The sequence below is a fragment of the Bradyrhizobium sp. STM 3843 genome (genome assembly GCF_000239815.1).
Lineage (GTDB): Bacteria > Pseudomonadota > Alphaproteobacteria > Rhizobiales > Xanthobacteraceae > Bradyrhizobium.
Genome location: NZ_CAFK01000246.1, coordinates 1 through 12,199 on the forward strand (window position 1 = coordinate 1; position 12,199 = coordinate 12,199).

11 protein-coding genes are annotated in these 12,199 nt (G+C 63.5%); 5 read left to right on the top strand and 6 right to left on the bottom strand.

Annotated elements, in window-relative coordinates:
• Positions 1-147: 147 nt before the first annotated feature.
• From BRAS3843_RS25155 to BRAS3843_RS25170, 4 genes are all read right to left on the bottom strand, one after another.
• Complete coding sequence (locus BRAS3843_RS25155; protein ID WP_008971910.1) at positions 148-930, bottom strand: phosphatase PAP2 family protein; 783 nt, start codon at positions 928-930, stop codon at positions 148-150.
• Between the two features lie 49 nt (positions 931-979).
• Positions 980-1,465: a hypothetical protein gene (locus BRAS3843_RS25160; protein WP_008971911.1), complete on the bottom strand. Its 486-nt coding sequence runs from the start codon at positions 1,463-1,465 to the stop codon at positions 980-982.
• Between the two features lie 163 nt (positions 1,466-1,628).
• Positions 1,629-2,840, bottom strand: a complete 1,212-nt coding sequence (gene rlmN / locus BRAS3843_RS25165; RefSeq protein WP_008971912.1) for a 23S rRNA (adenine(2503)-C(2))-methyltransferase RlmN — start codon at positions 2,838-2,840, stop codon at positions 1,629-1,631.
• 120 nt (positions 2,841-2,960) lie between these two features.
• On the bottom strand, positions 2,961-3,566 hold the full coding sequence (locus BRAS3843_RS25170; RefSeq protein ID WP_008971913.1) for an invasion associated locus B family protein: 606 nt from the start codon (positions 3,564-3,566) through the stop codon (positions 2,961-2,963).
• Positions 3,567-4,043: 477 nt separating this feature from the next.
• On the opposite strand from BRAS3843_RS25170, the gene BRAS3843_RS25175 reads away from it, so the two are divergent.
• The 3 genes from BRAS3843_RS25175 to BRAS3843_RS25185 all read left to right on the top strand — a co-directional run bounded on the left by BRAS3843_RS25175 (position 4,044) and on the right by BRAS3843_RS25185 (position 7,808).
• A complete protein-coding gene (locus BRAS3843_RS25175) occupies positions 4,044-5,018 on the top strand; it encodes an NADPH:quinone oxidoreductase family protein (RefSeq protein WP_008971914.1) in 975 nt (324 codons plus the stop codon).
• 561 nt (positions 5,019-5,579) lie between these two features.
• Positions 5,580-6,602, top strand: a complete 1,023-nt coding sequence (locus tag BRAS3843_RS25180) for a hypothetical protein (RefSeq protein ID WP_008971915.1) — start codon at positions 5,580-5,582, stop codon at positions 6,600-6,602.
• A 27-nt stretch (positions 6,603-6,629) separates the two neighbouring features.
• Positions 6,630-7,808, top strand: coding sequence for a TAXI family TRAP transporter solute-binding subunit (locus BRAS3843_RS25185; RefSeq protein ID WP_008971916.1), 1,179 nt, complete (start codon positions 6,630-6,632; stop codon positions 7,806-7,808).
• A 126-nt stretch (positions 7,809-7,934) separates the two neighbouring features.
• Here the strand turns inward: BRAS3843_RS25185 and BRAS3843_RS25190 are convergent, their stop codons facing one another.
• Both BRAS3843_RS25190 and BRAS3843_RS25195 read right to left on the bottom strand, forming a co-directional pair.
• Complete coding sequence (locus BRAS3843_RS25190) at positions 7,935-8,336, bottom strand: YkvA family protein (RefSeq protein ID WP_244425466.1); 402 nt, start codon at positions 8,334-8,336, stop codon at positions 7,935-7,937.
• 111 nt (positions 8,337-8,447) lie between these two features.
• Entirely contained in the window at positions 8,448-8,750 is a 303-nt protein-coding gene (locus tag BRAS3843_RS25195; protein WP_008971918.1) for a 4a-hydroxytetrahydrobiopterin dehydratase, read from the bottom strand.
• A 360-nt stretch (positions 8,751-9,110) separates the two neighbouring features.
• Between BRAS3843_RS25195 and BRAS3843_RS25200 the strand changes: the two genes are divergently transcribed.
• Together BRAS3843_RS25200 and BRAS3843_RS25205 are read left to right on the top strand one after the other, a co-directional pair.
• A complete protein-coding gene (locus tag BRAS3843_RS25200; RefSeq protein WP_008971919.1) occupies positions 9,111-10,451 on the top strand; it encodes a TRAP transporter substrate-binding protein in 1,341 nt (446 codons plus the stop codon).
• A 153-nt stretch (positions 10,452-10,604) separates the two neighbouring features.
• The gene (locus tag BRAS3843_RS25205; protein ID WP_008971920.1) at positions 10,605-12,179 is read left to right on the top strand and encodes an alkaline phosphatase D family protein; all 1,575 of its coding nucleotides are present in this window, start codon (positions 10,605-10,607) and stop codon (positions 12,177-12,179) included.
• The last annotated feature ends 20 nt before the right edge of the window (positions 12,180-12,199 follow it).

Genomic DNA, 12,199 nt, shown 5'->3' on the forward strand with positions numbered 1-12,199 from the left:
CCGACTTTTTCCCCTGTGGGCAGGCTTTTCAGGATCGTACTCATGTGAGCTTCCAATCATCGTAAGGGCTGATGCGTCCGGCGAATTGGGGCGCGAATATCAAATTTCGCAAGCTTGGGCACCACGTTTGTGCGCCATGACCTACCCTCACGCCGCCGGGCTCGCCCGCGGTTCGCGCCGGCGGCGCAACAGCCGCCGCATCAGCCGGTAGCCGGGCCAGGCGAAGCGGGTCAGCGCGGCATCGATCGCCTCATCCGACAGGCGGGTCGACGGCCAGCGATAGATGTAGCCATGCGCGAGCCAGATCACGAGGAAGGTGACGAGGCCCGCGGCGGCGATATCGGTAAAGAAATGCCCGCCGAAGGCCATGCGCAACACCGAGGTGGCAAGGCCGAACAGGGTCGCGGCCGCATAGGCAAACGGCCGCACCGCGGGTGGGGTCAGCGCGGCCGGCGCCAGGGTCCAGAACGCGGTGGCGCCCTCGCCGGAGAAGAACGAGCAGTTGCGGCCGCAGCGGCCGCGCGGGTCCCACCACGGCACGAACGGCAGGTCGCCCGCGAACTCGGTCACGACGACCGGGCGCGGCCGGCCCCAATGGGATTTAAAGGTGAGATTGGAGAGCACGATGGCCGACAGCGACAAAGTGAGCAGCAGGAAGGCCATGGTGCGGCCCCTCACCAGCAGCGGCCGGTCTGGCCGGATCAGCTTCACCACCAGAGCGATGATCGAGGGCAGAGCGAGGCCCCACGCGACCCACATCGCAGCATCCCGCGCGAACGAGGCGTAGCCATCGAGCTTCAGCGGAAAGCTGTGCGTCTTCGGATCATAGAACAACGCGGCGAGCTTGAGGTCGAGCTCGGGATAGATCCCGAACACGACCCCGATGATCAGCGCCAGCGATAGCGCGACGAAAAGTCCGGTCCGGTTCATGGCTTGCGTTTAGCCGACAACGGGAAACGTGGAAAGTACTGCTGTCCTCTCACCGCACCGAGCCCGACGGCAGGGGCGGAGGTGGCGGCGTTCCAGCGGGCGGCTCGCGCCAGAGCCCCGCACTGCGGCCGGCGATCAGCCAATAGACCAGACCGCCGACGATGCCGGCACCGGTCATGATCTCGAGATGCCGCCGCACGATGCCTTCAAAACGAAAGGTGTCGGGATCGAACGGCACCAGGCCGAGATAGCACGCCAGGCCGACCACGCCGCCACCGATGGCATAGGCGAGCACACTGCGGATCGAGAACGCCTCGGTGATCAGCGCGATCAGAATGGCCGGGATCAGCGCAAAGCCGGAGACGAAGATGAAGCCGAAGCCGATGATCACGTCGAGCGCGCCCTGATCGATCGGTCCTTCGCCAAGATCGGAGAATTCAGGAAACAGGATCGCGGTGACGACGATCATTCCAGCCACGAAACACGCGGCGAGGAAGCCGAACACGATCACGAACAGCCGGCCGATCAGCGCCATCGCAGAAAACCGATGCTAGGCAATCGAAGCTCCGCTTCCCTTCTCGTCATGCCCGGGCTTGTCCCGGGCATCCACGTCTTTCTCTCCTGAGCAGGCACGTGGATGGCCGGTTCAAGCCCGGCCGTGACGACCATGATCAGCAGACGAGCGCACCGATCAATATTCAATCCGTCATCGCCATGGCGCGCAACGCCTCGCGCTCGCGCGCCGAGAGCTTTTCGGTCTCCGATTTCAGCTGACCACAGGCCGCGAGAATGTCGCGGCCGCGCGGCGTGCGCACCGGCGAGGAATAGCCGGCGTTGAAGATGTATTCGGAGAATTTCTCGATCTGCTCCCAATCCGAACATTCATAGGCCGAGCCGGGCCAGGGATTGAACGGGATCAGGTTGATCTTGGCCGGAATGCCCTTGAGCAGCTTCACCAGCAGGCGGGCATCGTCGAGCGAATCGTTGACGCCCTTGAGCATCACATATTCGAATGTGATCCGGCGCGCATTGGAGGCTCCGGGATAGTCGCGGCAGGCCTGCAGAAGTTCGGCAATCGGATATTTGCGGTTCAACGGCACCAGCTCGTTGCGCAGCTCGTCGCGCACCGCATGCAGCGAGATCGCCAGCATCACCCCGATCTCCTCGCCGGCGCGAAGGATGTTGGGCACCACGCCGGAGGTCGACAGCGTGATGCGGCGGCGGGAGATGCCGATGCCCTCATTGTCGGAGGCGATCAGCAGCGCGTCGCGCACCGCATCGAAATTATAGAGCGGCTCTCCCATGCCCATCATCACGATATTGGTGACGAGCCGGTTGCCATGCGGCGTCTCGCGGTCAGCCCAGTCGTTGAGCCGGTCACGCGCGACCATCACCTGGCCTATGATCTCGCCCGCGGTGAGATTGCGCACCAGGCGCTGCGTGCCGGTGTGGCAGAACGCGCAGTTCAAGGTGCAGCCGACCTGCGAGGACACACACAGCGTGCCGCGGTCGGTCTCGGGGATGTAGACGCACTCGACCTCATGGGCCTTCTGCAGAGTGTCGCCGCTCGGCAGCCGCAACAGCCATTTGCGGGTGCCATCATTGGAGATCTGCTCGGCGACCACCTCGGGCCGGTCGACCGTGAAGTGCTCGGCCAAGGCGGCGCGCGTGTCCTTGGAGACGGACGTCATCTCCTCGAAGCTCCTGGCGCCGCGGAAATAGATCCAGTGCCAGAGCTGCTGAACCCGCATTTTCTGCTGCCGCGGCGGCACGCCGATGTCGCCCAGCCGCGCCGCGAGTTCCGTGCGCGACAGACCGAGCAGCGACGGCTTGGCCGGCGGCACGTAGCTTTCGAGCGGAATCTTTTCGAGGGGCGCAGAGCTTTCGCGCAACTCGGCAGTCGATGTCATGTGAAGGGACCCAAATTCTGCGCGCTCGCCGACACTGCCGGCCCAAGGCGCCCATACTCGCTCTATATAGCAAGTTCCGCTGCAATTGCGACCGGAACCGGCACGGTTTGGAGCGATCCGTTAACGCTTGCAATCCTGGGCGATGCGGTCGAGCGCCTGCGCGAGACCTTTCAGCGAGAACGTATCGGTGGTCTCGGTCCCCTTAGCGGAGAGCCCCTTCACCACGGCCTCAGGGGCCCGGCGCATCGCGTCTACCATGCGCTCCTCTTCAGCCGCGTTCTTGATCCACAGCCCGTCGCCCTGGGTGTACATCGCGAAAGACGCGCCGCCGACCTCCAGTGTCGATTCCGAACCGGGCTTCAAGGCGTAGCCGATCATGATCGACACCTCGTTGAACACCTTTTCGGAGGGGCGGGTCGAGACGAAGGCATAAGCCGGGTCACGCGGCCGGTTGGGGGGATTTGTCTTGGACGCGGTCGGCTTGGCCAGCGCGAAGCAGACCTTCTTTCCGTTCGGCGTCGCTGTATAGGCGCCCCAGCCGCCGAACTGGCCGATCAAGGTCGGCTCGGCTCCGCCGACACTTGGCACGGCCGTTTTCGCCTCCTGCTTCGGCGCCGCCTTGGGTGCAGCTTTGGGCGCTGCGTTCTGCGCCGCTGCGAGGCTCGCACCGCCGAACACAAGCGCGGCGCCCGCCGCCAGCGCTGTCAGTCGTCGCCCGAAGACCATGATGAGACGTGCTTCCCCCTAGTGCACCGATTCCGGAGTTCGTACCCTATCGCGACGCCCTCGGCTGCGAACTTTGGAATCGAAGAGCACTAGCAAACCATGAATGAGTGCGGCTTTGAATTGAAGTTCCGATGACGCGCGTGGTGAACCGACCGGAACCTCAAATTCGCGGCACCCAGTCTTGGTTCCATCAATATTGTGACTGGAAGATGGCCCGGCCTGATCACCCTGCGCGACGGATATCGCCAAAAAGGTGCGCTGTTGCAAGGCGAACGCAACTCCCATCGACCGCCTGCCGGCAAAAGATCGCAATGTCTCGCCGCAAACAGGAAGGCGATTGTGGCGCATTCGCAAATCCGGCATGAGAACAATGCGCCGGTTCCCCTCGCGAACTCGCACAGCAGCCTGCCGCAAGCTTCGCGACATTGGGAAACGCTACCAGCATCGTTCGACCAACAAGAAACATCAGGAGCGCCCATGAAAGCCATTCTGTGCTCGCAATACTGCCAACCCGACGACCTCGTCCTGGCCGATGTCGCCGATCCGGTCGCGGGACCCGGTGAGGCGGTGATTGCGATCAAGGCGGCTGCGCTGAATTTCTTCGATATCTTGATGATTCAGGGCAAGTACCAGATCAAACCGCCGTTTCCATTCTCGCCCGGCGCAGAGGTCGCGGGCGTGATCGAGAGCGTCGGCGACGGCGTGACGGATCTGAAGGTGGGCGACCGCGTGATGGCCTCCTGCGGGCACAACGGCGCGCGGGAAAAGATTGCGCTGCCGGCAGCATCCATCGTGAAGATCCCGGACAATCTCGATTTCGACCGTGCGGCCGGCATCATCATCGTCTACGGCACGGCGCTGCATGCACTTGAGGATCGCGCCAGTCCAAAGCCCGGCGAAACGCTGGCCGTGCTCGGCGCCGCCGGCGGCACCGGGCTTGCGGCGTGCGAGCTCGGCAAGCTGATGGGCCTGAAGGTCATCGCCTGCGCGTCAAGTGACGAAAAGCTCGCCTTCGCCAAGGCGCATGGTGCCGAGCTGACCCTGAACTACGCGAAAGAGGATCTAAAGGAAGGCCTGCGTCGGCTGACCGACGGCAAGGGCGTCGACATCATCTTCGATCCGGTCGGAGGCGCTTACGCCGAAGCCGCGCTGCGCTCGATCGCCTGGGAGGGGCGGTTTCTGGTGATCGGCTTTGCCGCGGGCGACATTCCAAAGATGCCGCTCAACCTCGCGCTTCTGAAAGGCTGCGATATCCGCGGCGTGTTCTGGGGCGCCTGGACGAGGGTCAACCCGGCCAAACACCGCGCCAATCTGGAAAAGCTTGCGCGCTGGACGGCCGAAGGCAAGCTATCGTCCCATGTGGACCGCGTCTTCCCGCTGTCACAGACCGCCGATGCCTTAAAGGTTCTCGGTGGGCGCCAAGCCATGGGCAAGGTGATCTTGCACCCTTGAGCGGCGCGGCAGATCGCGGGACGCGCGTCATTGCGTCACATCCGCGGCCGCAACCTCAGCAGAAGCATGCTGAAGAAACATGCCTGCCGCGCGACGCCGTGTCGCGCGGCCACATTTGTGGCGTTGCCTTATTCTGAAAAACTGAAAAGAACGCAAGTAAACCGTGTATTCTGTGGAAATACACGGAATGGACGCAGTCCACCGATGCGGCGAAGCCACAGCGAGCGTGAAATCGACATCGAGCCAGATCAATTGGAGGACGAAAATCACGATCCGTGTATTTACGGATAAATACAACCGAGAAAAATTGTGGCATGGTTAATGTTAACACTTAGTTACTGTTCTCCTTACGATTCCGGTTTTAACTGCACGCTGTTTTGCATGTCTATGCCGCAATGAGATCAAGGATTTTCCAGATTCACGCCAGCGGTCGTCCACTTTTGGGCCGATTCGGATAGTCAATTAGGCAAGGCAATGGGGTGCCTCTAGCAAAAGCGACTGGCCTTGAAGTCTGACAGCTTGAAGGTCACAATTGTTGCGTGAAGATGATGGGGAATAGCTATGGGTGAGCGTACGACCTACGGTCGGTCACACGACAGAGTTTCAGGCGGTCCCGAATATAGTTCGTATCCCGAGGAGACCGCCCAAGAACGGCCGGGGGTCTACCGTTTCGGACGGTCATCTCAGGACACCTATCCTTCCGACGATTCAATGCCGATGTTCTTGTCGGACTACGACGATGAACATGACGGGGCGGGCCTTCCCTATGAGGAGCATTGGCCAGCGCGCCCGCGACGCGCGTCCTTGTCGTCGCGCATCCTGCTCGCCGTTGTCGCTGCTGCCGGCGTGGCGATGTTGTTCGCCCTCGTGACGTCGGATGCGACGCGCGACCTGATCGCCACGGCCAAGGCCTCGATCATCGGTGCGCCCACCGATCCGACCGCGCCGCCGCAGCCAGCCGACACGCAATTGACCGCGCGCGACCTGCAACTGAATGAGCCGGCCCGGCTGCCGCCATCGCAGGCGCCGGTCAGCACCCCGGTGCAGACCGCCTCGGTCGCGCCGAGCCGTGAGGACATCGCCAACGCCTATCAGGCCGCGTTGCAGAACCGCGCTGTGGTCGAACCGGTGGTCGCTGCTGCGCCGCCGGCACCTGTCGCGCCGCCACCGGCCGCGTCGGCGCCGGTTGTCACCGCGCCAAATTCGATCACCGCTCCGGGTGCGGCGACCGCCATCGTGGCCCCCGCCATCGTGGGACCGTCGGTGACCGCTCCGATGCAGTCCCAGCAGCCCAGAGCCCGTCGCATGGATGCCGACGAGCTTGCCGGAATCATGAAGCGGGCCAGGAGCCTGCTGGCGGCCGGCGACATTCCCGCCGCGCGGCTGTTGCTCGAGCGCGCCGCCGACGCGCAGGAAGCCGGCGCAGCGCTGATGCTGGCCCAGACCTACGACGTTCAGGTGCTGGGGACGAGCGACGTCCGCAACATCAACGCCGATCCGACGGCAGCGCGCACTTGGTATCGTCGCGCTGCCCAGCTCGGCTCTGCCGAGGCGCAGCGACGCCTCGATCAATTGCAGAACTAATTATAGACTTCCAAGGCAGGGGAACACATGACACGTTTCAGTGGGCTGGCAGCCCTTGCTGCCATCATGATGACGGCCGCGTTCAGCGCTCATGCGGCAGAAGAATACGATCCGGCTAAGGTCAGCGACAGCCTCAAGGCCATCTTCCAGTTCGGCTCGGCGCAGACCAAGCAGGCGCTCAACGCCAACACCGTGACGATGATCACCGGCACCATCGGCGGCACCTATGTGCAGTTCGGCGCCGACCTCTCCTCGGTGCTCGATGAGGGCAACAAGCTGCGCGTGCTGCCGATCGTGGGCCGCGGCTCGGTGCAGAGCGTGGCCGACATTCTGTTCCTGCAAGGCGTCGATCTCGGCGTGGTGCGCGCCGACACCCTCGATTATCTCGAGCGCAAGGGCTTCGCGCACGACATCAAGAAGCAGTTCACCTATGTGACCAAGCTCTACAACGAGGAAATGCAGGTGATCGCGCCGCTTTCCGTCCACAGCCTGCGCGAACTCGACGGCAAGCGGGTCAGCGTCGACCTTCCGGACGGCGGCACGTTCGTCACCGCGTTGACCACCTTCGAGCGGCTCGGGCTCAACGCCTCCAACTTCCGCTATGTTGAGCAGCGCATCGCGATGGAGAGGCTGAAGAAGGGCGAGCTCGATGCCGTCATCGTGGTCGGCGGCAAGCCCTATAAGTCGGTCAGCAACTTCGTCAATGACGGCGGCCGTTTCCATCTCGTGAATGTCGACTACGAGCGGCCGCTGCAGACCGATTATCTGCCGGCAACCCTCACCTCCAAGGACTATCCGAACCTGATCGCCGAAGGCGACAAGGTCGACACCATCGCGGTGCCCGCGGTGCTCGCTGCCTACAACTGGGCGCCGAACACCGACCGTTATCGCAAGCTCTCCCTTTTCGTTGACGCTTTCTTTTCGAAGTTTCCGGGCTTCCAGAAGCCGCCCTTCCATCCGAAGTGGAAAGAGGTGTCGCTGTCGGCGCCGCTCGCGGGCTGGCAACGCTTCCCCTACGCGAAGCAGTGGCTGGAGACCCATTCCTTCGAAGGCTCGGCGCGCGACCGGTTTGATGATTTCATGAAGCAGAGCAACGCGGCCAAGCGTGTGCAGTCCGACGCCGATCGCGAAGCCCTGTTCAAGCAGTTTCAGGCCTGGGAAGCCGAACGGACCGGCAACACACGCGCCCAGACGGGCCAGCGCTGAAGACACGAACGCTTAGCTAGCTCAGGCAAAGCAAACAGAAGCCCCGCGGCATCACCGCGGGGCTTCTTGTTTTCGGGCTCGCTTGCTTGGCAACGGCCCTGTTACCGGGAGGCGTATCGACGCAGGTCAGGTCGTCTCGTCCGCCTTTGCCGCGTCGTCCAGCCCCCGCTTCAGGGCAGCGCGGGCGGCGGCGCGATGGTCCGGCGTGATGTGCGAGGCGACCATGCGAATGGCGGTGGCGAGCACCGCCGCGTCATCGGTGAAGCCGAGCACCGGCATCATGTCCGGAATGAAGTCGAACGGCAGAATGAAATAGGCGATCGCGCCGAGCAGCGCGACCTGCACATGCCGCGGCGTCTCATGATCGAACGCGCAGTAATAGGCGGCCAGCAGGTCCTCGGCGAAGGGCAGCTTCGCCATCACGCGCTTGAATTTGATCCAGAACCTGCGGCGCACGCTGTCGCGGTCCCGCGCCAGGCGCTCGGCCGGTTCGAAACCCACGGTGTAGTCGGTGCTGTCGGATGCCACGTCTGGTTCCCCTTCTGTCATACGTCGACAGTGTCCCTGCCAAAATGTGGTGACGGCAACGCTGCCCGCAAGACATGCAGGAGCAGCGCTTGAGCAAGGAAGACCGACGGCTCAAGCGCCCATCTGCGTGGCGATTGCGTCCATCGCCCGGGCCAGCTCGATATCCAGGGCGGTGACGCCACCGGCGTCATGCGTCGCCAGCACCACCTCGACGGTGCGGTAGACATTGCGCCATTCCGGATGATGGTCGCGCTTTTCGGCCACCAGCGCGACCCTGCACATGAAGCCGAACGCGGCGTTGAAGTCCTTGAAGGTGAAGGTCCGGGTGATCGCTTCACGCCCGGTCAGTTCAGTCCAGCCGGAAAGCGTCTCCAGGGCTGAGGCCCGTGCGTCGGCCGACAATCGCTCCGCCATGATCGGACTCCCTCTCGTTCATTTTCCCTCATTTGTCCCCGATGAGGGCACAGCCCACGCCGGACACGGCGCGACCGACAGATCCGGTACAAACATACTTCTGCCCGCGCCCGTTCGCCGCAAGGGGAACCTTCACCGGAACAGACCCGAAATCATGGATCTGTCGCATTCAGACGACTTGCGCACATCCGAGTAACCATGACGCAGATGTAACCCTGCTGTTGCAAGATATTTGCTACAAGTTTGGTCTAGCGGCTTGGAACCAGACCCTCGGCGATTGTTGCCAGCGCGATCATGGGAGGATTGGACCTGGTGGAAGCTCAGACCCCAGCGACACCGCGCGTCACGGTGCGTCCTGCCGTGTTCATCGTCATCGCGGGCCTCCTCGCGATTATCGGCGCGCTGGCTGGCGGCTACTACTTCGCGATGCGCCCGGTGCCGCTGAAGATCGCGGTCGGCCCCCCCAACAGCGACGACCTCAAGGTGGTGCAGGCGCTGACCCAGGCCTTTTCGCAAAATCATTCTTATGTGCGGCTGCGACCGGTGCAGACCGAAGGCGCCGCTGAAAGCGCGCAGGCGCTCGCCGACGGCAAGGTCGATCTCGCCATCATCAGAGGTGACCTCAACGTGCCGAAGAATGCGCAAGCCGTTGCGACCTTGCGCAAGAATGTCGTGGTGCTGTGGGTGCCGGCGGGTCGCGGCAAGGGCAAGAAAGGCGGCAAGATCACCAAGATCTCGCAGCTTGCCGGCCACAAGATCGGCGTCATCGGCCGCACCCCCGCCAACGTCAACCTGCTCAAGGTGATCCTGCAGCAATATGGCGTCGATCCCGGCAAGGTCGAGATCCTCCAATTCCCGGTGACAGAGGCCCTGGATGCGGTGCGCAGCCAGAAGGCCGACGTCTGGCTGGCGGCGGGGCCCGTCAACAGCAAGATCACGACCGAAGCGATCGCTGCCTCGACCAAGGACGGCGGCACGCCGACCTTCCTTGCCATCGACTCGGCGGAAGCAATCGCGCAGAACCACCAGGAATATGAATCGGCCGACATCCCGGCCGGCGCCTTCGGCGGCTCGCCGGACCGGCCCGATGACGAGGTGAAGACGATCAGCTTCAACCACCACGTCGTGGCGCGCAAGGGCCTGTCGGAATCGACGGTTGCGGCCTTCACCCGCCAGCTGTTCTCGGTGCGTCAGCAGCTGATGTCGGAATTCCCGCTGGCCGCCAAGATCGAGACCCCCGATACCGATAAGGACGCCGCCATCCCGGCGCATCCGGGCGCGGCCGCCTTCGTCGACGGCGAGGAAAAGACCTTCCTCGACCGCTACAGCGATTTCATCTGGTGGGGACTGATGGCGCTGTCCGCGATGGGCTCGGCCGGCGCATGGTTTGCCGGCTACCTGAAAAAGGATGAGCGGATCATCAACACCTCGATGCGCGACCGGCTGCTCGACATGATCACGATCGCGCGCAAGAGCGATTCCTCCGAGGAGCTCGACAATCTGCAGAGCGAGGCCGACGATATCCTGCGCAACACGCTGGCCTGTTTCGAGGACGGCGCGATCGATCACGCCGCGCTGACCGCCTTCAACATCGCGCTCGAGCAGTTCCACAACGCGGTGGCCGATCGCAAATTGATCCTGATGAGCATGCCGCAAAATCTTCAGCGCACCGGCGCGCAATTGCGCGCCACGGGCACCTAGCTGGATCAGCATCGCCGGCGCATACCGGACAGGCGGTCATCAATCGCAATCCGCCACAGCGGCGTTCCGCTGTAATCCGGATGTCACGGAGTTTTCCTACCTGTCTTGCGCCGTTGCGCCGGCACAGTCCGTCGGCCGACCCGGGAGATGTCCATGACGATCCGAATCCCACGCCACAATTTGCGCAGGCTGTCGCGCCGCCGCTTCCTCTCCACCGCGGCCGCTGCCGGCGTCAGCACGCTGGCCCTGCCCTACCTCAGCCGCGCCTCCGACCGGCCGCAGGTCACCCACGGCGTGCAGTCCGGTGACGTCACCATGGATGGCGGTGTGATCTGGTCGCGCGCCGACCGCCCCTCGCAGATGCTGGTCGAGGTCGCGACGTCAGACACGTTCAAGGATGCCCGCGCGCTGCCGCCGATCGCGGCGCTGCCGGAAAGCGACTACACCGCCAAGATGCTGGTCGAGAACCTGCCGGGCGGCCAGGATATCTTCTACCGCGTCAAATTCCGCGACCTGTCGCATCCCGATGTCGAAAGCGAGCCGGTGACCGGCCGCTTCCGCACCGCGCCGTCGGACAAGCGCGACGTCAGCTTCGTGTGGGGCGGCGATGTCGCAGGGCAAGGCTGGGGCATCAATGCTGACGACGGCGGCATGTTCACCTTTTCGGCGATGAAGAAGCACCGGCCGGATTTCTTCATCCATTCCGGCGACACCATCTATGCCGACGGCGTGATCACCTCCGAGGTCAAGCTGTCCGACGGCAAGCTGTGGAAGAACCTGACCATCCCGGAGAAGGCTAAGGTCGCCGAAACCCTCGACGAATTCCGCGCAGCGCATAAGTACAATTTCCTTGACGACAATGTCCGCGCCTTCAATGCCGAGGTGCCGATCTTCGTGCAGTGGGACGATCATGAGGTGACCAACAACTGGTCCGCCTCGAAGGATCTCCCCGCGACCTACAAGGAGCGCAACATCCAGCTGCTGGCGGCGCGCGCCGCGCGCGCCTTCCACGAGATGTATCCCTTGCGCGAAAGCATCGTCGAGCCCGGGCGCGTCTATCGCAGCATCTCCTACGGGCCGCATCTCGACGTCTTCATGCTGGATGAGCGCTCCTATCGCGGCCCCAACGGTCCGAACCAGCAGAGCGAATATGGCCCCGACGCCTATTTCATTGGGCCGGAGCAGATGCGCTGGCTGAAGCGGGCGCTGTTGAACTCGCGCGCGACCTGGAAGGTGATCGCCTCCGACATGCCGCTCAGCCTGATCGTCTATGACGATGCCGCCAACAAAAAGGGCTCCGAAGCCTTCGCGCAGGGCGATGGCCCGCCGCGCGGCCGCGAGCTCGAGATCGCCGAGATCCTCCGCTTCATCAAGACGGCGCCGATCCAGAACACGGTGTGGCTGACCGCCGACGTGCATTACGCCGCGGCGCATTACTACGATCCGAACAAGGCGCAGTTCCAGGATTTCGAGCCGTTCTGGGAATTCGTCTCCGGCCCGCTGCACGCCGGCACGTTCGGGCCGAACGAGCTCGACAACACCTTCGGCCCCGAGGTGCGCTTCATCAAGGCGCCCGGCCTCGACAAGCAGAACCTGCCGCCGTCAGCCGGCATGCAGTTCTTCGGCCACGTCAAGATCGAGGGTGCCACCGGGCAGATGACCGTGACATTGCGCGATCGCACCGACATCGCGCTGTGGTCGACCACGCTCGATCCGAAGCTGGGGTAAGCGACATCTGCTGACCCGGC

Excerpts from the sequence above, each read along its gene's own strand:
- BRAS3843_RS25155 (WP_008971910.1), bottom strand. The coding sequence starts at position 930 with ATGAACCGGACCGGACTTTTCGTCGCGCTATCGCTGGCGCTGATCATC.
- BRAS3843_RS25160 (WP_008971911.1), bottom strand. The coding sequence starts at position 1,465 with ATGGCGCTGATCGGCCGGCTGTTCGTGATCGTGTTCGGCTTCCTCGCC.
- rlmN (WP_008971912.1), bottom strand. The coding sequence starts at position 2,840 with ATGACATCGACTGCCGAGTTGCGCGAAAGCTCTGCGCCCCTCGAAAAG.
- BRAS3843_RS25170 (WP_008971913.1), bottom strand. The coding sequence starts at position 3,566 with ATGGTCTTCGGGCGACGACTGACAGCGCTGGCGGCGGGCGCCGCGCTT.
- BRAS3843_RS25175 (WP_008971914.1), top strand. The coding sequence starts at position 4,044 with ATGAAAGCCATTCTGTGCTCGCAATACTGCCAACCCGACGACCTCGTC.
- BRAS3843_RS25180 (WP_008971915.1), top strand. The coding sequence starts at position 5,580 with ATGGGTGAGCGTACGACCTACGGTCGGTCACACGACAGAGTTTCAGGC.
- BRAS3843_RS25185 (WP_008971916.1), top strand. The coding sequence starts at position 6,630 with ATGACACGTTTCAGTGGGCTGGCAGCCCTTGCTGCCATCATGATGACG.
- BRAS3843_RS25195 (WP_008971918.1), bottom strand. The coding sequence starts at position 8,750 with ATGGCGGAGCGATTGTCGGCCGACGCACGGGCCTCAGCCCTGGAGACG.
- BRAS3843_RS25205 (WP_008971920.1), top strand. The coding sequence starts at position 10,605 with ATGACGATCCGAATCCCACGCCACAATTTGCGCAGGCTGTCGCGCCGC.